Below are 23065 nucleotides of genomic sequence, written 5' to 3' on the forward strand. Positions count from 1 at the left end.
CCTTCGTTTCGGTGCGCGCATTATATAGAGATGCTGGATGTGCGAGCATTCCACTCGGCCATCGGTCTGTGATGACTGCATGGCAACTTCTACGCTTTGCCCCGCCCACAACGACAAGAAGGCAGCTTGCGCATGAAAAAACTCCTCGGACTGGTCGTCCTGCTGGTCGTAGCCCTCGCGGTCTACCTGGCACTCACGCCCAGCCCCATCGACCCGCTGGCCTGGACGCCGCCCAAGGCGCCGGCGATGACCGGCGTACTGGAACCCAACGACACCCTGATGAAGGCCGAACTGCTCGCCCAGGGCCAGATCGTCGGCCCCGAAGACACCGCCGTGGACAGCCAGGGCCGCGTGTTCGCCGGGCTGGATGACGGGCGCATCGTGCGCATCGGCGCCGACGGCAAGGCCGAAACCTTCGCCCAGACCGGCGGCCGCCCGCTGGGGCTGGCGTTCGACAAGAGCGGTAATCTCATCGTCGCCGACGCCTGGAAGGGGCTGCTGGAGATCAACCCGCAAGGCAAGATTCGCGTGCTGACCGATTCGGCTGACGGAATCCCCTTCGCCTTCACCGATGACCTGGACATTGCCAGCGACGGCCGCATCTATTTCAGCGACGCTTCCAGCCGTTTCCACCAGCCGGACTACATCCTCGATCTGCTCGAGGCCCGTCCCCATGGCCGCCTGCTGCGTTACGACCCGGCCACCGGCAAGACCGAGACGCTGCTCAAGGACCTGTACTTCGCCAATGGCGTGGCGCTGTCGCAGCACGAGGACTTCGTGCTGGTCAACGAGACCTACCGCTACCGCATCACCCGCTACTGGCTCACCGGCGACAAGGCCGGGCAACACGACGTGTTCATCGACAACCTGCCGGGCCTGCCGGATAACCTCGCCAGTGATCGCAGCGGTACCTTCTGGGTCGCCCTGCCCTCACCGCGCAAGGCGGATGCCGACGTGATCCAGCAGATGCCCTGGCTGAAACGTCAGCTCACCAAGCTGCCGCGCGCCGTGCTGCCCAAGCCGGTGCCCTACGGGCTGGTGATCCAGGTGAACGAGCACGGCGAGATCGTGCGCAGCCTGCACGACACCAGCGGCCAGCACCTGCGCATGGTGACGTCGGCCAAGCCGGTGAACGGCGTGCTGTACCTGGGCAGCCTGGAGAACGACCGCATCGGCCGGCTCCCCATCCGCTGAAGGCTCCCACTGCACTGACGCTCAGGCCGGCGCCTGCTCCTTCAGGGCAGGTGCCGGCTCAGGCGCGGCGGAGGGCTCCAGCAGTTCCTGCATGCGCTGACGTACCTCGCTCATCAGCGCATCGATGCCCCGCTCGGTGAATGCGGTGGAGTCGATCGGCGCGCCGACGTGCACTTCCACCGGCGTGCCGATGTTCAGCTTCAGGCCCCCGGCCGGCAGCAACTGCTGGATGCCGCGGATCGCCACCGGCACGATGATCGCGTCGGTCTGCTGGGCCAGGCGGAAGCAGCCCTTCTTGAACGGCTGCAGCTTGCCATCCCGCGAGCGCGTGCCCTCGGGCGCCGCCCACAGCACGATGCCGCTTTCCATCATCTCGCGCGCCTTGGCCAGGTCGGCCATGGCCTGGTGGCGGTTGTGCCGGTCGATGGAGGGGAACTCCGCCGCGCGCATCGCCGCGCCCCACACCGGCACGGCGAACAGCTCGCGCTTGGCCAGCATGCGGATCGAACCGGGCAGGGTCACGAAGATCGCCGGGATGTCGTAGAAGCTCGAATGGGTGCACAGGATCATGTAGCGGCGGCCATCGCCGAAGTCGGGCACTTCGCCATGACGGCTCAGGCGCGCGCCGGTCAGGCGCAGCAGGCTGCCGGACCAGTCGCGGGTAAAGCCATCGACCTTGCTGCGGCGCAGTCGGCCGACAGCGCCCAGCGCGAGGACCCGCACGCTGTAGCCCAGGGTGATCAGAACGGTCGCCAGGCCCACCAGGGCGACGCGCAGCGGGCCGGCCTTGCGCGGCACCGATTGCTGGTTGTGCATGTTCGCCAACTCCCCACCAACTTTTCATCGTACAAGCCTTATGATGCGCCAAAGCCTTGTCACGACACAGGAACGCGCCCATGACCCACGCCCGCCTGCTCACCCCCGAGCAACTGGCCGCCCGCCTCGATGACCCGAACCTGGTTCTGCTCGACTGCCGCTTCGCCCTCGAAGATCCGGGCTATGGCGCGCGCAGTTACCAGGAAAACCATATCCCCGGCGCGCATTTCGCCGACCTCAACCGCGACCTTTCCTCGCCCGTCATCCCCGGCGTCACCGGCCGCCACCCGCTGCCCGATCCGCAGCATCTGCAGGAACACCTGCGCGCCTGGGGGCTCAACGCCGACAGCGAAGTGGTGCTGTACGACGACGGCCCCGGCGCCTTCGCCGCCCGCGCCTGGTGGCTGCTGCTGTGGCTGGGCAAGCGCGAGGGCGTCTACCTGCTCGATGGCGGCCTGACCGCCTGGCGCAATGCCGGCCTGCGCCTGACCACCGCCGAATCGCCACTGCGCCCCGGCGATTTCACCGGCGAGCCGGACAACACCCTGCTGATCAGCGCCAGCGAACTGGCCGCGAAACTGGGCGACACCGGGCTGCCGCTGATCGACGCCCGCGGTCTGCCGCGCTTTCGTGGCGAGATCGAACCCATCGACCCGGTCGCCGGGCACATCCCTGGCGCCCAGTGCGCAGCCTTCACCGACAACCTCGGCAGCGACGGCCGCTTCCTGCGCCCGGAACACCTGCACCAGCGCTTTGCCGCCCTGCTGCGCGGCCGCCCCGCCGAGGACCTGGTGGCCTACTGCGGCTCCGGTGTCACCGCCTGCCACAACCTGTTCGCCCTGAGCCTGGCCGGTTACCCGCTGGGCCGCCTGTATGCCGGCTCCTGGAGCGAATGGATCACCGACGCCCGGCGTCCGGTGGCCAAGGGCGACTGATCGCCGCCTCGTACGACAAAACGCAAGGCGCTTCACACCGGCGCCTTGCGTTCCTATGGATAGGTGTCCGGGCATCGGTCAGACTCATGCCCACTTTTCAAAGGAGTGATCCCATGCCCTCGCGCATCCGCCAAACCCTGCTCGCCAGCCTGCTGCTGGGCCTGTGCAGCACCCTCACCGCCCACGCGACCGAACTGGAAGCGACCCCCTGCGCCATCCAGGACGAGTGGTCCGACCTCTATGGCGAAGACCTGGTGAAGGCCGCCAAGGCCGGCCACGCCAGCGCCCAGTACACGCTCGGCCTGGAATACGACTCGGGCAGCGACGAGTACGACCAGGACTACGAGAAAGCCGCGTACTGGTACGAGAAGGCCGCCCAGCAGGGCCACGCCTGCGCCCAGTACAACCTCGGCAATGCCTACGACAACGGCGACGGCGTCGAGCAGGACTCGGCCAAGGCGGTGTACTGGTACCAGAAGGCAGTCGACCAGGGCGACAAGGACGCACAGTTCAACCTGGCGATCATGTACGAGAACGGCACCGGCGTGACCCGCAGCTACAAGAAGGCCTTCGCCCTGTACCTGCTATCGGCCCAGCAGGGCGACGTGGACGCCGAGTTCGAAGTCGCCGAGAGCTACGCCAAGGGCCGCGGCGTGGCGAAGAACCCGGCGCAAGCCCGGGCGTGGTACCAGAAGGCCGCTGACCAGGGCCACGAGGAAGCCGCGGAAAAGCTCGCTGCGATGCCGGAGTTAGCCCCGAGCATCTAATCGCCAGAAGGAATATGAAGGGTTTCTGCGCCGACGAAACAATTTAAAAACAGTCCTTTACATCATCTTCATCGCACTACACTTCAAATCGAGCGGCTAAGTCCGCTTCCGGCGGGGCCGAGGATAATCATCAGAAGCTGCCAAGACGCCCAGCCCCGCCGGTCATTGATGACGAGGGATGTCATGGGAATCGCCGCGAATGATCTCTGCCAGTATGTGATCCGCCCCACCCTGCATTACCTGGGGCGTCACAGCATCGCGGCCGAATCGCTGCTGCTGGGGGCAGCGGCCTGTCAGTCGGCGCTGGGGAGCGCCCTCGATGACAGCCATGGCCACGGGCTGTATCGCATTGGCGAACAACGCCACCAGATGCTCTGGGATGGATTCCTGGCGCTGGACCCGGAGCTGGCCAGCCGAGTGCGTGGGCTGGCCAGCCAGCATGCGTTCCTCGATGCGCCGCACCTGGAGCTGACCGTCAACCTGCGCTACAGCACCGCCATCGCCTGGATGCTGGTGGAGGCGGAGCGCCTTCCCCTGCCCCTGGCCGACGATCCCATGGAGCTGGCCCGCGTCTGGCGCCAGGTCTTCCATCCCCATGGCCGGCTTCACGATTTCGTCGATGCCTGGCACAGCTACGTCGGAAATTTCAGTCGAGTCGCGTAGGACTTTTTAACGTGACCAGTCGGTCAGAAATTATTTACATACAGCGACGAACGGCCATCATTCAGATGGAACGCTTGTTTGAACCCGAAAGCCCAAGGTAGAGCGCCTGCCCACCACTACCCAAGACCCGGGAATCTTGGTAGCTTGCGCGCCGATAAACACAGGAGTTGCTCTTACAATGAAAACAACATGGCTCAAGACTACCCTCGCACTGACCATCAGCGCTGCCTCCGCTCAGGTGCTTGCCAACGGCATCGCCATCAACGAGCAGAGCGCCAGCGGCGCCGGTACCGCCTACGCGGGCCGCGCTTCCTCGGCATTGGACGCCAGCACCATCTACGGCAACCCTGCCGGCATTTCCAAGCTCAAGCGAACTGAAGTCAGCGGCGGTCTGGCCGTGGTCTCCGCCAAGGATGACATCAGCGACGCCCACAGCACTGCCACGGGCTCCAACAAGGGCGACTCCGTCCCGGTAGCCGCCGTTCCGTTCGGCTACTTCGCCACCCCGCTGGACGACAAGGTCAGCGTCGGCCTGGGCGTGTACGTGCCCTACGGCATCATCAACGACTACGAAAGTGGCTTCCAGGGCCGTTCCCACGGTTCCTACAGCAAGGTCCAGGTGATCACCGTCCAGCCGACCATCAGCTACAAGTTCAACGACGTGGTGGCTGTCGGCTTCGGCCCGACCATCAACCGCATCGACGGCAAGCTGGAGAACTACCTGGCCACCGGCGCGCTGAACGGCGCCCTGGGCGGCAACGGCGACGACACCAAGATCAGCATCAAGGGCGACGACACTGCCGCCGGCTTCAACGTCGGCGTGCTGGTCACCCCGACCGAGAGCACCTCCATCGGCGCCACCTACCACTCCAAGGTGAAGTACGAACTCAAGGGCCACACCACCGTGTCCAACTCGCCGGCCGGCCTGTTCGACTCGCGCATGGATGCCAGCCTGGACATCACCCTGCCGGAGTCGCTGGACCTCTCCATCACCCAGAAGCTGGATGACCGCTGGACCGTCTACGGTGGCACCACCTGGACGCGCTGGAGCCGTTTGAAGAGCATCGAGGTGCAGAACACCGGCGCCCCGCTGGCCGCCTTCGACACCATCGGCGAAGACCTGAGCTGGCACGACACCTGGTCCGCCGCCATCGGTACTTCCTACCAGCTGGACCAGCAGTGGGTCCTGCGTACCGGCTTCGCCTACGATCCGTCGCCGACCACCAACGAGCACCGCAACGTGCGCATCCCGGTGGGCGATCGGAAGATCTTCACCCTGGGCGCCGGCTACTCGCCCAACGCCGACATGACCTTCGACTTCGCCTACGCCTACCTGTGGGAGTCCACTGCCGGCGTCAACCAGCCTGACGGCGAGCGTCTGGCCGGTGTCAACCTGCAGCCGGCCTACAGCGCCAAGTACGACAACAGCGCCCATGGCCTGACCGCGCAGATGACCTATCGCTTCTGATAGCGTCTGCGTCACGAAAAAGCCGGGCTGACGCCCGGCTTTTTCTTGCCCGCGATTCGGGGCAAAAGCCCTGTAGGAGCGAGCTTGCTCGCGAACCGCTTGGCGATGACATCGCCGGCGAACGCCGTTCGCGCGCAAGCTCGCTCCTACACTGCCGTCAGGTCACCGGCTCCGGCTCGGCATGCTCACGGCAGATCAGCTCACCGTCGCTGCTTTCCAGGCGCTCGCCGGTCAACCTGCAAAGCGCCCCGTCGTCCAGTTGCTGGTGAAACCGACAGGTCCGGCACAAGCCAAAGCCCGGCACGTTCTCCTGGCGCTGCACCGTCGCCAGCAACTCCCGCAACAGATCGACCAACGCCGCGCTGCGCTCCCCCAATGCCTCCTCGGCCTTGCGCAGGAAGGCCGGCGGCACCAGGGCATCGATCAGCCCCCTGCCCTCCTCGGTCAGCTCCAAATGCACGCTGCGGCGGTCCTGGACGTCCGGGCGCTTCTCGATCAACCCCTTGGCCTCCAGCGCCTTGAGCGACTGCGACACCGTGCCCTTGGTCAGCCCGAGGAAATCCGTTACCCCCAGCGGCGTATTCGAATAGCGGTTGCAGCGTGCCAGGTAGTTCAGCGCGCTCAGCTGGATCGGCTGCAGATCGGCCATCAGCGGCTGCTCGCGCGCCCAGGCGCGCATCAGGCTGGCGATGCGTTCGAGATAGTCGTACAGGGTCGTATCGGTCATGGGCTGATCCCTCCGATAGATAGTATCGATCAAAAACCAGTTTGACAGAAGGCCGATTTCGCTCGCAGACTGAAATGGTATCGATTCGATATCTATTCAATCAGGAGAAGCAACATGAGCAACGCCATTTACTACCATGCCGGCTGCCCCGTCTGTGTCGAAGCCGAGCGCGCCCTGCTGCCACTGTTGAACCGAGAAGTGGAGGTGGTGCACCTGGGCGAGCAGGCGCCGCGCGTCGCCGAAGCCGAGGCGGCGGGTGTGAAATCGGTACCCGCCCTGGTGATCGACGGGCAGGTGCTACACCTGAACTTCGGCGCCGCCCTGGCGGACCTGAAATAGGTGTGGGCATGAACGATTACCAGCCGCTGCACTGCGATCTGCACGACTACCTGGAGATCGCCTGTCTGCACCGCTACTGGCTGCGTATCGAGTTGCGTGACGGCCTGGCGTTCGACGCCCAGGCCTTCACCACCCACACGCGACGACGCCCGGATGGCGCGCTGGAGGAAACGCTGGAGGTGCGGGTCGACGACGCCAGCCGGGAGCTCCGGCTGGACCGTCTGCACGCCATCACGCCACTGTCGGCGCCGGCGCTGTTCGGCAGGGTGGTACTGAATGCGGCCGGCTGAGCGGCCGCGGCGACCTCACCACATGAGGTCGTCGGGCACCACGTAATCCTTGTACGGATCGTCCTCGTCCGGCTCGCCGCTGGGCTCGCTGAGCAGCACGATGCGGCGCTCGTCACGCTCCTGGATGCGCAGCGCGGCATCGCGCGGAACGATCTCGTAGCGGCCGTCGTAGCTGACGATGGCCAGGCTGCCGCGACTGAGCTTGTCGCGGATCAGGTCGTTGACCGCGATGCGCTTGACCTTCTTGTTGTCGACGAAGTTGTAGTAATCGTCCGACTCCAGCTTCGGCAGGCGCGTGCCTTCGATCAGTTGCTTGATCTGCGCGGCCTTGGCCTTCTTCTCGGCCTTCTCCTGCTGCTGGCGGTTCAGATCGGCGTCGCGGGCCTGCTTCTCGGCCTGGGCCTGCAGGGCCGCCTGGCGCTGGCTGTCATCCTTGGCCACCTGGTTCTTGTGCTCCAGGCGCTGCTGTTTCTGCTTCTGCTTGCCGGCCTGCTTGGCCTGCTTCTCGTTGACCAGCCCGGCTTTCAGCAACTGATCACGCAATGACATGCTCATGAATCGAGGCTCTCCAACAGCCCATATTGATGCAGGACAACTCCCAGACCAACGCATAGGTGCGGCGGGAGCATCCTCAGGGGGTATAATCCTCGGGCCTGTGCCGGCGCAGTGCAAGTGCCTGGCTCGAAATCACTCATCTGGAGCGGACTCGTAACCTCCATGCTGAAGCTCATCGTTCTCGCGATACTGGCCATCTTCCTCGTCGCCATCCTCTACGTGCACCTGCGCGGCAAGGTGCGGCTCCCCTTCCTGCGGCAGGTGGTGAACCACTCCGCCTGGTTCGCGCCCTACAACTCCCTCATGTACCTAAACTCCAGCGTGCCGTCCAAGCCCTACCTGGACCGCGAGCGCTTCCCTGAACTCGACACGCTGCGCGACAACTGGCAGACGATCCGCGAGGAAGCCGAGAAGCTGTTCGACGAGGGCTACATCCGCGACGCCCTGAACAACAACGAGGCCGGTTTCGGCTCGTTCTTCAAGAAGGGCTGGACGCGCTTCTACCTCACCTGGTACGACGGCCCCCTGCCCTCCGCGCAGCAGCTGTGCCCCAAGACCGTGGAACTGGTCAGCAGCATCCCCAACGTCAAGGGCGCGATGTTCACCCGCCTGCCCCCGCGCAGCCACCTGAACAAGCACCGCGACCCCTACGGCGGCTCGCTGCGCTATCACCTGGGCCTGGCGACGCCGAACTCCGACGAATGCCGCATCTTCGTCGACGGCCAGCCCTACGCCTGGCGCGATGGCGAGGACGTGATGTTCGACGAGACCTTCGTTCACTGGGTGAAGAACGAGACAGACGAGTCGCGCCTGATTCTCTTCTGCGACATCGAACGCCCACTCAAGTCGCCGCTGCTGACCCGCATCAACCGCCGCGTCAGCGCCTTCCTCGGGCGTGCCACCGCGCCGCAGAACGTCGAAGGCGAGCGCGTGGGCGGGATCAACCAGGCCTATTCGGTGTTGATCCGCTTCGGCAATGCCATCGGCAGCAAGGTGAAGGTGTTCAAGCGCGCCTATCCCAAGGCCTACCGCATCGGCCGGCCGATCCTCGCGGTGGCGCTGCTGGTGGTGATCCTGCGCTGGTTGTTCGGCTGAGCTCCGGCAACTGTGGGAGCGCGCCATGCGCGCGATCGCGGGCATGGCCCGCTCCTGCAAATCAGCTCCGGCGCAGGGCTCGCTCCTACTAAAAAGCCAACAAAAAAGCCCCGCAATTGCGGGGCTTTTTCATGGGTGCCGTTCAGGCACGACAGCACTTATCCACAGCTGAGCGGGTTCTTCTCGTCGCGTTTGGCAGCGGCCCACAGTTCGTCCATCTCTTCCAGGTTGCTGTCTTCCAGGGTGCGCCCCTGGTCGCGCAAGGCCGTTTCGATGTAGCGGAAGCGCCGTTCGAACTTGGCGTTGGCGGCGCGCAGGGCGGTTTCCGGGTCGACCTTGAGCTTGCGCGCCAGGTTGACCACCACGAACAGCAGGTCGCCCACCTCCTCGGCCTGGGCCTCGGTGTCGCCGCCAGCCATGGCTTCGAGCACTTCGTCCAGTTCCTCACGCACCTTGTCCACCACCGGCAGCGCGTCGGCCCAGTCGAAGCCGACCTGGGACGCACGCTTCTGCAGCTTGGCGGCGCGGCTCAGGGCCGGCAGGGCGTTGGGTACGTCGTCCAGCAGGGACAGCTGCACCGGCTCGGCGGCCTTGGCGGCGCGCTCCTCGGCCTTCAGCTCTTCCCAGCGCTGCTTGACCGCCGCTTCCGCCAGCTTCGCCGGGTCCGACTCGCCGTACAGGTCGCCGTCGGGGAATACATGCGGATGGCGGCGAATCAGCTTGCTGGTGATGCCGTCGACCACCGCATCGAACTCGAAGCGCCCCTCTTCCCGCGCCAGCTGCGCGTAGTAGACGACCTGGAAGAGCAGGTCGCCCAGCTCCTCGCGCAGGTGGTCGAAGTCGCCGCGCTCGATGGCGTCGGCCACCTCGTAGGCTTCCTCGAGAGTGTACGGGACGATGGTTGCGTAGCTCTGCTTCAGGTCCCACGGGCAACCGTGCTGCGGGTCGCGCAGCCGGGCCATGAGGTAAAGCAGGTCGTCGAGCTTATGCATCCTTGGCACCCGCGCGGTCACGCCGCGCCTCGATGATGTTGGGCAGCTGCGAGATGCGCGCCAACAGGCGGCCCAGCGAATCGAGACCGGGGATCTCGATGGTCAGGCGCATGATCGCGGTGTTGTCTTCCTTGTCCGAGCGGGTGTTCACCGCCAGCACGTTGATGCGCTCGTTGAGCAGCATCTGCGAGACGTCGCGCAGCAGGCCGGAACGGTCGTAGGCGCGGATGACGATGTCCACCGGATAAGTGCTGACCGGTACCGGGCCCCAGCTGACCTGGATGATCCGCTCCGGCTCGCGCCCGGCCAGTTGCAGCGCGGTGGCGCAGTCCTGGCGGTGAATGGTCACGCCGCGGCCGAGGGTGATGTAGCCGACGATCGGATCGCCCGGCAGCGGCTGGCAGCAGCCGGCCATCTGCGTGAGCAGGTTGCCGACGCCCTGGATCTGGATGTCGCCGCGCTTGCCGTGGCCGATCTTGCTCGGCTTGCGCGGGATGAGTTCGAGCTGTTCGCTGCCGCGCTCGGGCTCCACCAGCTGCTGCGCGTAGTTGACCACGTGGGCCAGGCGCAGGTCGCCGGCGCCCAGGGCGGCGAAGAGGTCTTCGCCGGTCTTGTAGTTGGCCTTCTCGGCGAGCTTCTCGAAGTCCACCGGCGGCAGCGCCAGGCGGCTCAGCTCGCGCTCGAGCATGGCCTTGCCGGCGGCGACGTTCTGGTCGCGCGCCTGCAGCTTGAACCAGTGGACGATCTTCGCCCGGGCCCGCGAGGTGGTGACGTAGCCCAGGTTCTGGTTCAGCCAGTCACGGCTCGGCCCGCTCTGCTTGCCGGTGATGATTTCCACCTGCTCGCCGGTCTGCAGGCTGTAGTTCAGCGGCACGATGCGGCCGTTGATCTTGGCGCCACGGCAGTTGTGGCCGACCTCGGTGTGGACGCGGTAGGCGAAGTCCAGCGGCGTCGAACCCTTGGGCAGGTCGATGGCGTGCCCGTCGGGGGTGAAGACGTAGACCCGGTCAGGCTCGATATCCACCCGCAGTTGCTCGGCCAGGCCGCCGATGTCGCCCAGTTCCTCGTGCCACTCGAGCACCTGGCGCAGCCAGGAAATCTTCTCTTCGTAGTGGTTGGAGCTGGCCTTGACGTCGGTGCCCTTGTAGCGCCAGTGCGCGCAGACGCCCAGTTCGGCCTCCTCGTGCATGGCGTGGGTGCGGATCTGCACCTCCAGCACCTTGCCCTCGGGACCGATCACCGCGGTGTGCAGCGAGCGGTAGCCGTTTTCCTTGGGGTTGGCGATGTAGTCGTCGAATTCCTTGGGAATGTGCCGCCAGAGGGTGTGCACGATGCCCAGCGCGGTGTAGCAGTCGCGCATTTCCGGCACCAGCACGCGCACGGCGCGCACGTCGTAGATCTGGCTGAAGTCCAGGCCCTTGCGCTGCATCTTCCGCCAGATGGAATAGATGTGCTTGGCGCGGCCGGACAGGTCCGCCTTGATGCCGGTGGCGGCCAGCGCGTCCTTGAGCTGCCCCATGACGGTGGCGATGTACTGCTCGCGGTCCAGCCGGCGCTCGTGCAGCAGCTTGGCGATCTGCTTGTACTGGTCGGGTTCGAGGTAGCGGAAGGACAGGTCCTCCAGCTCCCATTTGATGTGGCCGATGCCCAGGCGGTGGGCCAGCGGCGCGTAGATGTCGAACACCTCGCGGGCGACGCGCATGCGCTTTTCTTCGTCGGCATTCTTTACCGCGCGGATCGCGCAGGTGCGCTCGGCCAGCTTGATCAGGGCGACGCGGACGTCGTCGACCATGGCCACCAGCATCTTGCGCAGGTTCTCGATCTGCGCCTGGGTGCCGAGCACCAGGGATTGCCGCGGGTTGAGGCTGGTGCTGATCGCCGCCATGCGCAGCACGCCCTCGATCAGCTTGGCGACCACCGGGCCGAAGCGCTGTGCCACGTCCTCCAGCTTGACCTTGCCCTCGCGCACGCCACGGTAGATCACCGCGGCGACCAGCGACTCCTGGTCGAGCTTGAGGTCCGCCAGGATCTCGGCGATCTCCAGGCCCGTCTGGAAGCTGGAGGTGCCGTCCGCCCAGGAGTTGTCAGCCGTGCTGACAGCCCTGTCTTCCACCTCGCGAGCGAACTCGCAGGCTTCCAGCAGGACCTTGCGATCCAGTACCGGGACCAGGGTCTGGACATGGTCCAGCCAGGCCTCGAGGTTGATGCTGCCGTCGGTATTGACCGGCTGGTGCGCTCTCACCTGTACCATCGTGTCTACCCTTCCCCACGGTGCGCCACAACACACCGCTCACTGCGCCGGCCTTTCTTGCGTGAGCCGGTCGGATTGCGCGAGCCACTAGGGTCTGCTGCCGTTTCGGCGTAAGCCGCGTTGCCGCGACAAATCACGCCAGGCTAGGCGCGGGACGCAGGCAATGGTCGCTCCCTTGACAAGTCCCGCAACAACGCATGGCGTGATTTGCCGCGCAACCCGAAGGGACGGGCCGCATTTTGCGCAGTGCTGCGTTACTCGTCGGTCATTTGGGGTGACCAAACCTCTCTCCTCGCGCCTTGCCCTGCGCAAAATGCGGCTCCGTCGCGGCTACGACGAAACGGCAGCAGACCCTCCGCTCGCCTCGAACAAAGCCATGGCCTCGACATGGGCCGTCTGCGGGAACATGTCGAGGATGCCGGCGCGCTTGCAGCGATAGCCCTGTCGGGCCAGTTCGCCAGCGTCGCGCGCCAGGGTCGCCGGGTTGCAGGACACATAGAGTACCCGCTGGGCGCCCAATGAACGCATCTGCCGCGCCGGTTCGAAGGCTCCGTCACGCGGAGGATCGAGCAGCACGGCGGTGAAATCCTCCGCCGCCCAGGGGGCGTCGGCAAGCGGTTTCGTCAGGTCTGCCTGATGGAACCGGGTATTCGCCAAGCCATTGGCGCGGGCATTGGCGGCGGCGCGCTCGACCATGGTCTGCACACCTTCCACGCCGACGACCTCGCGCACCTGGCGCGCCAGCGGCAGGGCAAAGTTGCCCAGGCCGCAGAACAGGTCCAGCACGCGCTCGTCGCGGGCCGGCTGCAGCCAGTCCAGCGCCTGGGCGACCATCGCCTGGTTCACCGGCTCGTTGACCTGGACGAAATCACCGGGCCGGTAGGCCAGGGTCAGATTCCAGGCTTCGAGCCGGAAGCCAAGCTCGCGGTTCCCGTTGTTTTGCGTGCCGTCGGTGCAGAGCGTCGGTTCGCCGTCACCCTGCAACCACAGCTGCACATCCCGTGCCGAACAGAATTCCAGCAGTCGCGCACGATCGCTATCGGACAAAGGTTCGATATGCCGCAGCAGCAGCGCGCTGGACGTGCCGTGGAACAGCTCGACATGGCCCAGCGCCTGCGGCTTGGCGAAGCCGCGCAGCACGTCCGGCAGCTCGCGGGCCAGCCCCTGCAACTCGGGCACCAGCACCAGGCAGTCGTCGAAGGCGACGATGGCCTGGCTGGCGGCGGCGCGGAAACCGACGTCCAGGCGCTTGGCCTTCACGTCCCAGCGCACGGCCAGGCGGGCGCGGCGGCGATAACCGAATTCCGGCCCGACCAGCGGCGCGGCCCATTCCTCCGGGACCAGGCCGGAGAATCGCTCCAGCTGCTCGGCCAGGGTGCGCTGCTTGAGTGCCAGCTGATCGGCGTGGGACAGGTGCTGCAGGCTGCAGCCGCCACAGGTGCCGGCCACCGGGCACGGCTCGCTGCGGCGGTTGGCGGCGGTGGTGAAGAGGCGTTCGCTGCGCGCGTCGACGATCTGCGCGCGCGCCGAAAGCACGCGGGCTTCCACCAACTCGCCGGGCAGGGCGTTGGCGACGAACCAGGTGCGGCCGTCGAGGCGGGCGATGCCACGGCCGTCATGGGCCAGGCGCTCGATGTTCAGGCGCTGCTTCTTGCCCACCGGTACCGCAGGGCTGCGCGCTCCGCCACTGGGCTGGAAGCGCAGACCGGATCTCTGCTTGGCCATGTCAGTGGGCGTCGAACACGCCCGACGACAGGTAACGGTCGCCACGGTCGCAGATGATCGCCACCAGGGTCGCGTTTTCCAGCTCGCGCGACAGGCGCAGCATGGCCGCCACCGCACCGCCGGAGGAGACGCCGCAGAAGATGCCTTCTTCGCGGGCCAGACGACGCATCACGTCCTCGGCCTCGCTCTGCTGCATGTCGACGACGCGGTCGACGCGGGTGGCGTCGAAGATCTTCGGCAGGTATTCCTGCGGCCAGCGACGGATGCCGGGGATGGCCGAGCCTTCCATCGGCTGCAGGCCGACGATCTGCACGTTGGGGTTCTGCTCCTTGAGGTAGCGCGACACGCCCATGATGGTGCCGGTGGTGCCCATGGAACTGACGAAATGGGTGATCTCACCGCCGGTCTGCTGCCAGATTTCCGGGCCGGTGGAATGGTAGTGGGCAATCGGGTTGTCGCCGTTGGCGAACTGGTCCAGCACCTTGCCCTGGCCTTCACGGGCCATCTGGTCGGCGAGGTCGCGGGCGCCTTCCATGCCCTGCTCCTTGCTCACCAGGATCAGCTCGGCGCCGTAGGCGGTCATGGCGGCCTTGCGCTCGGCAGTGGAGTTGTCGGGCATGATCAGGATCATGCGGTAGCCCTTGATCGCCGCCGCCATCGCCAGGGCGATACCGGTGTTGCCGGAGGTGGCTTCGATCAGCGTGTCACCGGGCTTGATGTCGCCGCGCAGTTCGGCACGGGTGATCATCGACAGCGCCGGACGATCCTTCACCGAACCCGCGGGGTTGTTGCCCTCGAGCTTCACCAGCAGGGTGTTGGAGGTTTCCCCGGCCAGGCGCTGCAAGCGCACCAGCGGGGTATTGCCGACGCAATCGGCGATAGTCGGGTACTGCACGGTCATGGAGGCACTCGGTTCCGAATCGCGAGAGGGGATGACTCCCTATGATACCGGCAAAAGCCGCCCCGCCATACGAAACTTCCTAACAAGCCATGTTCAGGCGCCGGCGGCCAACTCAGGCGGCCGCTGCATCCGGCAGGCGCAGGTGCACGCGCAGGCCCGCCCCGGCGCAGTCCGCCCAGAGCTCGCCGCCCTGCATGCGCAGGGAGCTGCGGGCGATGCTCAGGCCCAGGCCGAAGCCTTCGCCGGTGCGCGCATCGGAGAGCCGGGTGAAGGGCAGGAAGATGCGTTCCAGATCAGTTTCTGGCACACCGGGGCCGTCGTCCTCCAGCCACAGGTGCCAGCCCCCGGCCTCGCGTCGGCCGCTCAGGCGGATGCGGCCGTTTTCCGGGGAATGACGGATGGCGTTGCGCAGCAGGTTTTCCAGGGCCTGGGCCAGGCCGTTGAGATGGCCGCGCACGCGGCAATCCGCCGGCACCTGGTAAAGGAAGCGCTCGATGGCCCAGCCCGCCTCGAAGCGCGCATCGTCCACCAGCAGGTCCCACAGCGAGCGCAGGTCGATCTCCTCCAGCTCCACGCGCGGGCGTTCGGTGTCCAGCCAGGCCAGTTCCAGGGTGTCGGCGACCAGGCGCTGCATCACCTCCACCTCGCGCTCCACACGCTGGCGCAGGGCCGCTTCGCTGATGGGGCTGTCGCCCGCCACGCGCAGGCGGCTGAGTGGCGTGCGCAATTCATGGGACAGGTCGCGCAGCAACTGGCGCTGCAGGCCGACCTGGCCGCGCAGGCGTTCGGCCATGTGGTCCAGCGCGCGGCCCAGTTCGCCGAGTTCGTCGCGGCGGGCGATCAGCTGCGGCCCGGCGACCGAGCCCAGGTTATCCGCCTGCAGGGCATTGGCGTGTTCGCGCAGGCGCTTGAGCGGGCGCACCAGGCGGCGATAGATCAACCCGCAGAGCAGCAGCGCGAGGATAGCCGGCACCAATGCATGGCTGATGGATTGGCGCAGGAAGCTCAGGCCGCCCGGGAGGAAGCGTGGCGGCAGTTGCAACACCAGCCGGCCGGCGCCCGGCTCGTCGGGAAAGGGAATGCCGATGTACGGCAAGGTCACCGAGCGCGAGCTCACCGGCCAGTCCAGCCCGCGCTGGAAGGTCAGGTGCGCCACGTCGTCCAACGGCAGCGGCTGGCTGCCCAGGGACTGTAGCCGGCCATCCACCACCGCCATCCATACCGGCTCGCGCTGCCGCATCTGCGCCAGCCACGTATCGACGCCTGCCGCACCGCCATGGCGCCACGCCTGCTGGGCCTCGTCCGCGTACCCTGCCAGCACCTGCCGCGCGGCATCGGAGAGGAAGTAGCTGTCGCGTTCCATCTGCTTGCCCCAGTTCCAGGACAGCCAGATCACCGACAGGCACAGCACCACGAGGGCAACGGCGAGCTTCCAGAACAGCGAGTGGCGGCCGGGCATGTCAGTCCTCGGCCTCGGCGAAGACGTACCCCTTGCCCCACACGGTGTGCAACTGGTGGCGCAGGTAGCCGATGGCCTGCAACTTGCGGCGCAGGTGGCTGACGTGCATGTCCAGGCTGCGGTCGTGGGCGGTGAAGGGGCGATGCAGCACATGCTGATAAAGGAAGGGTTTGCTCAGGGTCTCGCCCTGGCTGCCGAGAAAGGTCTCCAGCAGGCGGTACTCGGTGCCGGTCAGCCCGGCCCACTGGCCGTCGAGGCCGACGTCGTCCTTCTGCGGGTCCATCTGCAGCTCGGTGGGCGTGCTGCCCAGCGTCTGGCTGCCGCGCTCCAGCGACACCCGGCGCAGCACCGCCTCCACCCGCACGCTCAGCTCGGCGAGGCTGAACGGCTTGGGCAGGTAGTCGTCGGCGCCCTGGGAGAAACCGGCGATGCGGTCCTGCTCGGCGCCCAGGGCGGACATCAGGATCACCGGCACCGCCCGCTCGCGGCGCAGGCTGCGGAGGATCTCCAGGCCGCCGATGCCGGGCAGCATGATGTCCATCAGCACCAGGTCGTAGTCGCCGCCGCGCGCCTGGGCCAGGCCCTCGCCGCCGTCCTGGCACCAGGTGACGTCGAAGCCGCGCTCGCTCAGATGGGACGACAGATGGGCGCCCAGGGTCGGGTCGTCCTCGATGGTCAGCAGGCGCAGCCCGGACGAAGCAATGGCATTCATATCAAATAAGAGTGATTAGCAATTGCGTGAAGTATTCACGATTCCGCGCACTCCCGGCAAGGCAAAGGGCTTCCGAGCGGGGGCCGAACCGCTACACTGCCGGGGATAAACGCATCGGAGGAAGCGCGTGTTCAAGGATCTCGGCATCAAGGGACGGGTACTGCTGCTCACCCTGCTGCCCACCAGCCTGCTGGCGCTGGTGCTGGGCGGTTATTTCACCTGGGTGCAGCTGTCGGACATGCACGCCCAGCTGATCGAGCGCGGGCAACTGATCGCCGAACAGCTGGCGCCGCTGTCCGCCCCGGCCATGGCCAACCACAACAACGAGCTGCTCGAGCGCATCGCCAACGAAGCGCTGGACCAGCCCGACGTGCGCGCCGTGACCTTCCTCAACCCGGACCGGGAAAAACTCGTCCACGCCGGCCCCAGCATCCTCACTCCCATGCCCGCCGGCGACGGTTCGCGCCTGAGCATGGCGAGCAGCCTCGATACCACGCACTTCCTGCTGCCGGTACTGGGCAAGCACCGCAGCCTGTCCGGCGACCCGGACGAGGACGCCGAGAAGCTGCTCGGCTGGGTCGAGCTGGAGCTCTCGCACCACGGCACCCTGCTGCGCGGCTACCGCAGCCTGTTCACCAGCCTGCTGCTGATCGGCGCGGGCCTGGCGGTCACCGCCCTCCTCGCGCTGCGCATGAGCCGCGCGATCAACGCGCCGCTGGGGCAGATCGCCCAGGGCGTCGCCCAGCTCAAGGAGGGCCGCCTGGAAACCCGCCTGCCGGCCCTGGGCAGCCACGAGCTGGACGAGCTGGCCGGCGGCATCAACCGCATGGCCGAGGCGCTGCAGAGCGCCCAGGAAGAGATGCAGCACAACATCGACCAGGCCACCGAGGACGTGCGGCAGAACCTGGAGACCATCGAGATCCAGAACATCGAGCTGGACCTGGCGCGCAAGGAGGCCCTGGAGGCGAGCCGGATCAAGTCCGAGTTCCTCGCCAACATGAGCCACGAGATCCGCACCCCGCTCAACGGCATCCTCGGCTTCACCAACCTGCTGCAGAAGAGCGAGATGACCAGCCGCCAGCAGGACTACCTCTCCACCATCCACAAATCCGCCGAAAGCCTGCTGGGAATCATCAACGAGATCCTCGACTTCTCGAAGATCGAGGCCGGCAAGCTGGTGCTGGAGAACATCCCGTTCAACCTGCGCGAGCTGATCCAGGACACCCTGACCATCCTCGCCCCCGCTGCCCACGAGAAGCACCTGGAGCTGGTCAGCCTGATCTACCGCGACACCCCGCTGCAGCTGGTGGGCGACCCGCAACGCCTGAAGCAGGTGCTGACCAACCTGGTGAGCAACGCCATCAAGTTCACCCACGACGGCAGCATCGCCGTGCGCGCCATGCTCGAAGACGAGAGCGACGACCGCGCGCAACTGCGCATCAGCGTGCAGGACACCGGCGTCGGGCTGACCGACGCCGACCTGCGCGCGCTGTTCCAGGCCTTCAGCCAGGCCGACAATTCGCTCTCCCGCCAGGCCGGCGGCACCGGCCTGGGGCTGGTGATCTCCAAGCGCCTGATCGAGCAGATGGGCGGCGAGATCGGCGTGGAAAGCAGCGCCGGTGACGGCTCGGAATTCTGGATCAGCCTCAACCTGCCCAAGGCCCGCGACGACGGCGACGACCTGCCGCCCGCCCTCGCCGGCGGCCTGCGCGTGGCGCTCTACGAGCCCCACGAACTGACTCGCACCGCCCTGCACCACCAACTGGAAGACTGCGGCCTGGAAGTCACCGAGTTCCCCGACCTCGCCACGCTGGAAAAGACCCTGCTGGCCGGGCCCTCGGACCAGCCGCCGATCACCCTCGCGCTGCTGGGCGTGACCGCCGCGCAGCATCCGCCCGAGGCGCTGCGCCAGTCCATCCGCGAACTCGAGCAGCACGGCTGCAAGAGCCTGGTGCTGTGCCCGACCATCGAGCAGGCGCATTACAACGACGTGCTGCCCGACGCCCAGGTGCAGAGCAAGCCGGCCTGCACCCGCAAGCTGCAGCAGGCGATGAACGAACTGCTGCACCTGCGCCCCGCGCGCAAGGACAAATCCGCCAACGGCAAGCTGGAACGCACGCCGCGCCTGCTCTGCGTCGACGACAACCCGGCCAACCTGCTGCTGGTGAAGACCCTGCTCAGCGACATGGGCGCCGAAGTCGTCGCCGTGGACAGCGGCCTGGCCGCCGTCGAAGCGGTGCAGCGCGAGCGCTTCGACCTGGTCTTCATGGACGTGCAGATGCCGATCATGGACGGCCGCCAGGCCACCGAGGCGATCCGCCACTGGGAAGCCGACCGCGAGGTCAGCCCGGTGCCGATCATCGCCCTCACCGCCCATGCCCTCGCCAATGAGAAGCGCGCCCTGCTGCAGGGCGGCATGGACGACTACCTGACCAAGCCGATCGACGAACGCCAACTGGTCCAGGTAATCCTCAAGTGGACCGGCCTGGCCCTGGGCGAGCCGCGCGATGAACGCCCGCGTCACCCCGAACACACCCTCGACGGCCTCGCCGTGCTGGACCCGGAAGAAGGCCTGCGCCTGGCCGCCGGCAAGCCGGAACTGGCGGCGGACATGCTCGGCATGCTGCTGGCGTCCCTGTCCGCCGACCGCCAGGTGATCCGCCAGGCCCGCGAGCGCAACGACCGCAACACCCTGCTCGAACGCATCCACCGGCTGCATGGCGCCACCCGCTACTGCGGCGTGCCGATGCTGCGCGCCGCCTGCCAGCGCGCCGAGACGCTGCTCAAGCAGAACGACCCGGACGCCCCCGCCGCGCTGGATGAACTGGACAAGGCCATGGCTGAACTGGCGCAGGCCACCGAAGGCCGCGTGGAAGCCGAAGCCGGCCAGCCGCACTGAAGACGGAAATCACCCGATGCGCATCATCCTGTTCAGCAACCAGACCTACGACCGTGACAGCTTCCTTGCCGCCAACCACGGCCACGGCTTCGAGCTGCATTTCCAGCAGACCCAGCTGCGCCTGGACACCGTGGCCCTGGCCATGGGTTTCGAAGTGGTCTGCCCGTTCGTCAACGACGACCTCTCGCGCCCGGTGCTAGAGCATCTGGCGGCCGGCGGCACGAAGCTGATCGCCCTGCGCTCGGCCGGCTACAACCACGTCGACCTGGCTGCCGCCCACGCATTGGGGCTGGCGGTGGTGCGGGTACCGGCCTATTCGCCCCACGCCGTAGCTGAACATGGCGTAGGACTAGTCCTGGCGCTCTGTCGGCATCTGCACCGCGCCTACAACCGCACCCGCGAAGGCGACTTCTCCCTGCACGGGCTGACCGGCTTCGACCTGCACGGGCGCACCGTCGGCGTGATCGGCAGCGGGCAGATTGGCGAAGTCTTCGCCCGCATCATGAGCGGCTTCGGCTGCCACATCCTGGCCTACGACCCCTACCCCAATCGCGCCATCGAGGCGCTGGGCGGGCGCTTCGTCGAACTGGACGAGCTGCTCGCGCAGTCCGACATCATCAGCCTGCACTGCCCGCTCAACGAGGCCACCAGACACCTGATCAACGCCCAGAGCCTGGCGCGCATGAAGCGCGGCGCCATGCTGATCAACACCGGGCGCGGCGCACTGGTGGACACCCCGGCACTGATCGAGGCGCTGAAAAGCGGCCAGCTCGGCTACCTCGGCCTGGACGTCTATGAAGAAGAAGCCGACATCTTCTTCGCCGACCGCTCCGACCAGCCGCTGCAGGACGATGTGCTGGCGCGCCTGCTGACCTTCCCCAACGTGATCATCACCGCGCACCAGGCCTTCCTCACTCGCGAGGCGCTGGCCGGGATCGCCCAGACCACCCTCGCCAACATCGCCGCCTGGCAGGGCGGCAACCCGGTCAACCTCGTCGAGGGCTGAGCGGATGGCGCTCGCATCCGCGCGCCGCGCGCCCTAGAATGCCGCGCTTTCCCGGAGGATCCATGGCTCAGCACGATTTCCGCTACACCCTGCTCAACCCGCAATTCACCCTCAACGAGTGCCGCGCGCTGACTCCGGGCCGCTACCAGGTCACCGGCATCGGCGGCTCGATCAAGGCCGGCGACACCCTGCTGGTCAGCCTCAAGGGCAGCAAAAGCCTGAGCATGACGCTGGACGTGGAAAAGGTGCGCCACCTGATCAATCCGCCGGGGCAATGGATGGCCGTGGCCAAGGGCCCGGTATTCCGTGAACTGGCTATCCACGAGTGGAAGGTCAATTGCGACGGCTGCGCGGCTACACTGGATTTCGAATTCGCCGTCGACGCCACCCTCGGCAAGGCTGCCCAGCAGCCGGCCGCGGAGGCGCGCATCGGCGAACTCGGATGGGCGAAGGTTGGCAATCGCCACCTCTGCCCGGATTGCCAGAGCAAGGAGACCGCATGAAAACCCTGATCGCCAGCGCCTGCGCCGCGCTGGCCCTGGCCGGCTGCGCGAGCAAGCCGGTACCCGAAGTCGAGCAGACCTACAGCGTCAGCTGGATCGGCGTCCACCCGCTGATCGACTACACGCACATCAGCCTGACCCTGGACGGCAACGGCCGTGCCTACGGCAGCGCCGGCTGCAACCACTGGTTCGCCAGCTACAAGCTCGAAGGCGACCAGCTGACCTTCGGCCAGCCCGGCGCCACCCGCAAGCTCTGCGCGGACCTGGTGATGGAGCAGGAACAGCAGTTCCTCAAGATGCTCGGCGACGTGCAACGCTGGGACATCACCGAGGACGGCGAACTGCGCCTGTGGCCCGCCAGCGGCCGCGCCATGCGCATGAAGCCGGAAAGCTGATCGGCGTTTGCCCGCTAGAACAGACTGAGCTGCTCGTGGGCGCCGCGCAGGTCCACCAGGCGCACGCCCACGCCGATCAGCCGCACCGCCTTGTTGCCGCGCGCAAAGGCCTGCCCCAGCAGCAGCCGATAGCTCTCCAGATCCCGCGCGGCGCCCGCCTGCTCCAGGGTGGTCTGGGTGAAGTCATGGAACTTCAGCTTGATGAACGGCTTGCCCGGCCGGTAGCTGGCATCCAGGCGCGTCATGCGCCGCTCCAGCTCGCCCAGCAGTGAGGGCAACTCCTCCTGGCAGGCGGCCAGGTCCGGTAGGTCCTGGTCGAAGGTGTTTTCCACGCTGATCGACTGGCGGCGGCTGTCCACCTGCACCGGACGCTCGTCGATCCCTCGCGACAACCCCCAGAGCCGCTCGCCGAAACTGCCGAATTCCTTGGCCAGCTGGATGCGCGACCAGTCGCGCAGGTCGGCACAGGTGCGAATCCCCAGGCGCGCCAGCTTTTCGGCGGTCACCTTGCCCACACCGTGCAGCTTCTTCACCGGCAGTTCGGCGACGAAGCCGTCCACTTCGTCCGGGGTCACCACGAACAGGCCGTTGGGCTTGCGCCAGTCACTGGCGATCTTGGCGATGAACTTGTTCGGCGCCACCCCGGCGGACACGGTGATATGCAGGGTCTCCCAGACGCGCTGGCGAATTTCGCGCGCGATGCGCGTGGCGCTGCCGCCGCATCGCTCGCTGCCCGTCACGTCGAGATAGGCCTCGTCCAGGGACAGCGGTTCGATCTGGTCGGTGTAGTCGCGGAAGATCGCGTGGATTTCCCGTGACGTCTCGCGATAGACGTCCATGCGGGGGCGCACGATGGTGAGGTCCGGGCACAGCTTCACCGCGGTGCGCATGGCCATGGCCGAGTGCAGGCCATAGGCGCGGGCCTCGTAGTTGCAGGTCGCGACCACGCCACGCTTGTCCGGCGAGCCACCCACGGCCAGCGGCTTGCCGGCGAGGCTGGGGTCGTCGCGCGTCTCGATGGCGGCATAGAAGCAGTCGCAATCGATGTGGATGATCTTTCTCTGCAACGTCACGAAGAAGGCGCCTGCATCACCATCGGTAGCCGCCCAACGAGGCGGCGGGAAACCCGTCCATGATAATGCAAGCAGACGTCGTTTCGGTTATCCACAGGCATGAAATCCCGCCGAGGAAGCGATCCCTCTTCCCCGCCTTCACATGCTAAATAGTTGATAGAAAATCACTTTTTTCCGATTTCCGTTGACAGGAAGCCCCGCGGGCGTAGAATGGCTGCCGCGGGATGGAGCAGTCTGGTAGCTCGTCGGGCTCATAACCCGAAGGTCGTAGGTTCAAATCCTGCTCCCGCAACCAGACAC

The 23065-nt window shown here is 66.6% G+C and carries 22 protein-coding genes and 1 tRNA gene; 13 read left to right on the top strand and 10 right to left on the bottom strand.

Annotated features, from left to right (window positions below; translation table 11 throughout):
* Nucleotides 1-132: 132 nt before the first annotated feature.
* A complete protein-coding gene (locus tag ACNFIA_RS28580; RefSeq protein WP_416790401.1) occupies nucleotides 133-1194 on the top strand; it encodes an SMP-30/gluconolactonase/LRE family protein in 1062 nt (353 codons plus the stop codon).
* Between the two features lie 21 nt (nucleotides 1195-1215).
* Here ACNFIA_RS28580 and ACNFIA_RS28585 read toward each other — a convergent pair whose 3' ends face one another.
* A complete protein-coding gene (locus ACNFIA_RS28585; RefSeq protein ID WP_416790404.1) occupies nucleotides 1216-2010 on the bottom strand; it encodes a lysophospholipid acyltransferase family protein in 795 nt (264 codons plus the stop codon).
* A gap of 80 nt (nucleotides 2011-2090) precedes the next feature.
* On the opposite strand from ACNFIA_RS28585, the gene ACNFIA_RS28590 reads away from it, so the two are divergent.
* The 4 genes from ACNFIA_RS28590 (at nucleotide 2091) to ACNFIA_RS28605 (ending at nucleotide 5843) form a co-directional block, all read left to right on the top strand.
* Nucleotides 2091-2945, top strand: coding sequence for a sulfurtransferase (locus ACNFIA_RS28590; RefSeq protein WP_416790406.1), 855 nt, complete (start codon nucleotides 2091-2093; stop codon nucleotides 2943-2945).
* Nucleotides 2946-3058: 113 nt separating this feature from the next.
* Nucleotides 3059-3712: a tetratricopeptide repeat protein gene (locus ACNFIA_RS28595; RefSeq protein ID WP_259753718.1), complete on the top strand. Its 654-nt coding sequence runs from the start codon at nucleotides 3059-3061 to the stop codon at nucleotides 3710-3712.
* Nucleotides 3713-3895: 183 nt separating this feature from the next.
* Nucleotides 3896-4375, top strand: a complete 480-nt coding sequence (locus ACNFIA_RS28600) for a hypothetical protein (protein ID WP_259753716.1) — start codon at nucleotides 3896-3898, stop codon at nucleotides 4373-4375.
* A 178-nt stretch (nucleotides 4376-4553) separates the two neighbouring features.
* Nucleotides 4554-5843, top strand: coding sequence for an outer membrane protein transport protein (locus ACNFIA_RS28605; protein WP_259753714.1), 1290 nt, complete (start codon nucleotides 4554-4556; stop codon nucleotides 5841-5843).
* A gap of 157 nt (nucleotides 5844-6000) precedes the next feature.
* On the opposite strand, the gene ACNFIA_RS28610 is transcribed toward ACNFIA_RS28605, so the two are convergent.
* A complete protein-coding gene (locus ACNFIA_RS28610) occupies nucleotides 6001-6570 on the bottom strand; it encodes a MarR family winged helix-turn-helix transcriptional regulator (RefSeq protein WP_416790409.1) in 570 nt (189 codons plus the stop codon).
* Nucleotides 6571-6684: 114 nt separating this feature from the next.
* Here ACNFIA_RS28610 and ACNFIA_RS28615 point away from each other — a divergent pair, with 114 nt between their 5' ends.
* Both ACNFIA_RS28615 and ACNFIA_RS28620 read left to right on the top strand, forming a co-directional pair.
* The gene (locus tag ACNFIA_RS28615; protein WP_416790411.1) at nucleotides 6685-6909 is read left to right on the top strand and encodes a glutaredoxin family protein; all 225 of its coding nucleotides are present in this window, start codon (nucleotides 6685-6687) and stop codon (nucleotides 6907-6909) included.
* An 8-nt stretch (nucleotides 6910-6917) separates the two neighbouring features.
* Nucleotides 6918-7199 (top strand): Rho-binding antiterminator, encoded by a 282-nt coding sequence (locus ACNFIA_RS28620; RefSeq protein WP_259753709.1) that lies wholly within the window; start codon nucleotides 6918-6920, stop codon nucleotides 7197-7199.
* Between the two features lie 15 nt (nucleotides 7200-7214).
* On the opposite strand, the gene ACNFIA_RS28625 is transcribed toward ACNFIA_RS28620, so the two are convergent.
* Nucleotides 7215-7754 carry a DUF2058 domain-containing protein gene (locus ACNFIA_RS28625; protein WP_416790412.1) on the bottom strand — a complete coding sequence of 180 codons (540 nt, stop codon included), beginning with the start codon at nucleotides 7752-7754 and terminating at the stop codon, nucleotides 7215-7217.
* A gap of 162 nt (nucleotides 7755-7916) precedes the next feature.
* Here ACNFIA_RS28625 and ACNFIA_RS28630 point away from each other — a divergent pair, with 162 nt between their 5' ends.
* Nucleotides 7917-8849 carry an aspartyl/asparaginyl beta-hydroxylase domain-containing protein gene (locus ACNFIA_RS28630; protein WP_259753705.1) on the top strand — a complete coding sequence of 311 codons (933 nt, stop codon included), beginning with the start codon at nucleotides 7917-7919 and terminating at the stop codon, nucleotides 8847-8849.
* A 158-nt stretch (nucleotides 8850-9007) separates the two neighbouring features.
* Here ACNFIA_RS28630 and mazG read toward each other — a convergent pair whose 3' ends face one another.
* From mazG to ACNFIA_RS28660, 6 genes are all read right to left on the bottom strand, one after another.
* Complete coding sequence (gene mazG, locus ACNFIA_RS28635; protein ID WP_416790414.1) at nucleotides 9008-9841, bottom strand: nucleoside triphosphate pyrophosphohydrolase; 834 nt, start codon at nucleotides 9839-9841, stop codon at nucleotides 9008-9010.
* Entirely contained in the window at nucleotides 9834-12092 is a 2259-nt protein-coding gene (relA, locus tag ACNFIA_RS28640) for a GTP diphosphokinase (RefSeq protein ID WP_259753702.1), read from the bottom strand. Before relA ends, mazG begins: the two co-directional genes overlap by 8 nt.
* Before the next feature lie 330 nt (nucleotides 12093-12422).
* On the bottom strand, nucleotides 12423-13817 hold the full coding sequence (gene rlmD / locus ACNFIA_RS28645; protein ID WP_416790415.1) for a 23S rRNA (uracil(1939)-C(5))-methyltransferase RlmD: 1395 nt from the start codon (nucleotides 13815-13817) through the stop codon (nucleotides 12423-12425).
* A gap of 1 nt (nucleotide 13818) precedes the next feature.
* Complete coding sequence (gene cysM, locus ACNFIA_RS28650) at nucleotides 13819-14718, bottom strand: cysteine synthase CysM (RefSeq protein ID WP_259753699.1); 900 nt, start codon at nucleotides 14716-14718, stop codon at nucleotides 13819-13821.
* A 112-nt stretch (nucleotides 14719-14830) separates the two neighbouring features.
* Complete coding sequence (locus ACNFIA_RS28655) at nucleotides 14831-16177, bottom strand: histidine kinase sensor domain-containing protein (RefSeq protein ID WP_416790416.1); 1347 nt, start codon at nucleotides 16175-16177, stop codon at nucleotides 14831-14833.
* 1 nt (nucleotide 16178) lies between these two features.
* Nucleotides 16179-16889, bottom strand: coding sequence for a response regulator transcription factor (locus ACNFIA_RS28660; protein ID WP_416790419.1), 711 nt, complete (start codon nucleotides 16887-16889; stop codon nucleotides 16179-16181).
* A gap of 127 nt (nucleotides 16890-17016) precedes the next feature.
* Between ACNFIA_RS28660 and ACNFIA_RS28665 the strand changes: the two genes are divergently transcribed.
* From ACNFIA_RS28665 to ACNFIA_RS28680, 4 genes are all read left to right on the top strand, one after another.
* On the top strand, nucleotides 17017-19788 hold the full coding sequence (locus tag ACNFIA_RS28665; protein ID WP_259753694.1) for an ATP-binding protein: 2772 nt from the start codon (nucleotides 17017-17019) through the stop codon (nucleotides 19786-19788).
* 16 nt (nucleotides 19789-19804) lie between these two features.
* The gene (locus tag ACNFIA_RS28670; protein ID WP_416790420.1) at nucleotides 19805-20794 is read left to right on the top strand and encodes a 2-hydroxyacid dehydrogenase; all 990 of its coding nucleotides are present in this window, start codon (nucleotides 19805-19807) and stop codon (nucleotides 20792-20794) included.
* Nucleotides 20795-20856: 62 nt separating this feature from the next.
* Nucleotides 20857-21297, top strand: coding sequence for a hypothetical protein (locus tag ACNFIA_RS28675; RefSeq protein ID WP_259753692.1), 441 nt, complete (start codon nucleotides 20857-20859; stop codon nucleotides 21295-21297).
* Complete coding sequence (locus tag ACNFIA_RS28680; protein WP_259753691.1) at nucleotides 21294-21692, top strand: META domain-containing protein; 399 nt, start codon at nucleotides 21294-21296, stop codon at nucleotides 21690-21692. Before ACNFIA_RS28675 ends, ACNFIA_RS28680 begins: the two co-directional genes overlap by 4 nt.
* A gap of 14 nt (nucleotides 21693-21706) precedes the next feature.
* Here the strand turns inward: ACNFIA_RS28680 and dinB are convergent, their stop codons facing one another.
* Nucleotides 21707-22759, bottom strand: coding sequence for a DNA polymerase IV (dinB, locus tag ACNFIA_RS28685; RefSeq protein ID WP_416790427.1), 1053 nt, complete (start codon nucleotides 22757-22759; stop codon nucleotides 21707-21709).
* Nucleotides 22760-22983: 224 nt separating this feature from the next.
* On the opposite strand from dinB, the gene ACNFIA_RS28690 reads away from it, so the two are divergent.
* Nucleotides 22984-23060, top strand: a tRNA-Met gene (locus ACNFIA_RS28690).
* Nucleotides 23061-23065: the final 5 nt, after the last annotated feature.

The sequence above is a fragment of the Pseudomonas sp. NY15437 genome, assembly GCF_048068435.1.
Taxonomy (GTDB): Bacteria; Pseudomonadota; Gammaproteobacteria; order Pseudomonadales; family Pseudomonadaceae; genus Pseudomonas; species Pseudomonas nitroreducens_B.

Excerpts from the sequence above, each read along its gene's own strand:
- ACNFIA_RS28615 (WP_416790411.1), top strand. The coding sequence starts at position 6,685 with ATGAGCAACGCCATTTACTACCATGCCGGCTGCCCCGTCTGTGTCGAA.
- ACNFIA_RS28600 (WP_259753716.1), top strand. The coding sequence starts at position 3,896 with ATGGGAATCGCCGCGAATGATCTCTGCCAGTATGTGATCCGCCCCACC.
- ACNFIA_RS28675 (WP_259753692.1), top strand. The coding sequence starts at position 20,857 with ATGGCTCAGCACGATTTCCGCTACACCCTGCTCAACCCGCAATTCACC.
- ACNFIA_RS28670 (WP_416790420.1), top strand. The coding sequence starts at position 19,805 with ATGCGCATCATCCTGTTCAGCAACCAGACCTACGACCGTGACAGCTTC.
- ACNFIA_RS28620 (WP_259753709.1), top strand. The coding sequence starts at position 6,918 with ATGAACGATTACCAGCCGCTGCACTGCGATCTGCACGACTACCTGGAG.
- mazG (WP_416790414.1), bottom strand. The coding sequence starts at position 9,841 with ATGCATAAGCTCGACGACCTGCTTTACCTCATGGCCCGGCTGCGCGAC.
- rlmD (WP_416790415.1), bottom strand. The coding sequence starts at position 13,817 with ATGGCCAAGCAGAGATCCGGTCTGCGCTTCCAGCCCAGTGGCGGAGCG.
- cysM (WP_259753699.1), bottom strand. The coding sequence starts at position 14,718 with ATGACCGTGCAGTACCCGACTATCGCCGATTGCGTCGGCAATACCCCG.
- relA (WP_259753702.1), bottom strand. The coding sequence starts at position 12,092 with ATGGTACAGGTGAGAGCGCACCAGCCGGTCAATACCGACGGCAGCATC.
- ACNFIA_RS28590 (WP_416790406.1), top strand. The coding sequence starts at position 2,091 with ATGACCCACGCCCGCCTGCTCACCCCCGAGCAACTGGCCGCCCGCCTC.
- ACNFIA_RS28625 (WP_416790412.1), bottom strand. The coding sequence starts at position 7,754 with ATGAGCATGTCATTGCGTGATCAGTTGCTGAAAGCCGGGCTGGTCAAC.
- ACNFIA_RS28610 (WP_416790409.1), bottom strand. The coding sequence starts at position 6,570 with ATGACCGATACGACCCTGTACGACTATCTCGAACGCATCGCCAGCCTG.
- ACNFIA_RS28605 (WP_259753714.1), top strand. The coding sequence starts at position 4,554 with ATGAAAACAACATGGCTCAAGACTACCCTCGCACTGACCATCAGCGCT.
- ACNFIA_RS28630 (WP_259753705.1), top strand. The coding sequence starts at position 7,917 with ATGCTGAAGCTCATCGTTCTCGCGATACTGGCCATCTTCCTCGTCGCC.
- ACNFIA_RS28680 (WP_259753691.1), top strand. The coding sequence starts at position 21,294 with ATGAAAACCCTGATCGCCAGCGCCTGCGCCGCGCTGGCCCTGGCCGGC.
- ACNFIA_RS28660 (WP_416790419.1), bottom strand. The coding sequence starts at position 16,889 with ATGAATGCCATTGCTTCGTCCGGGCTGCGCCTGCTGACCATCGAGGAC.
- ACNFIA_RS28655 (WP_416790416.1), bottom strand. The coding sequence starts at position 16,177 with ATGCCCGGCCGCCACTCGCTGTTCTGGAAGCTCGCCGTTGCCCTCGTG.
- ACNFIA_RS28580 (WP_416790401.1), top strand. The coding sequence starts at position 133 with ATGAAAAAACTCCTCGGACTGGTCGTCCTGCTGGTCGTAGCCCTCGCG.
- ACNFIA_RS28595 (WP_259753718.1), top strand. The coding sequence starts at position 3,059 with ATGCCCTCGCGCATCCGCCAAACCCTGCTCGCCAGCCTGCTGCTGGGC.
- ACNFIA_RS28585 (WP_416790404.1), bottom strand. The coding sequence starts at position 2,010 with ATGCACAACCAGCAATCGGTGCCGCGCAAGGCCGGCCCGCTGCGCGTC.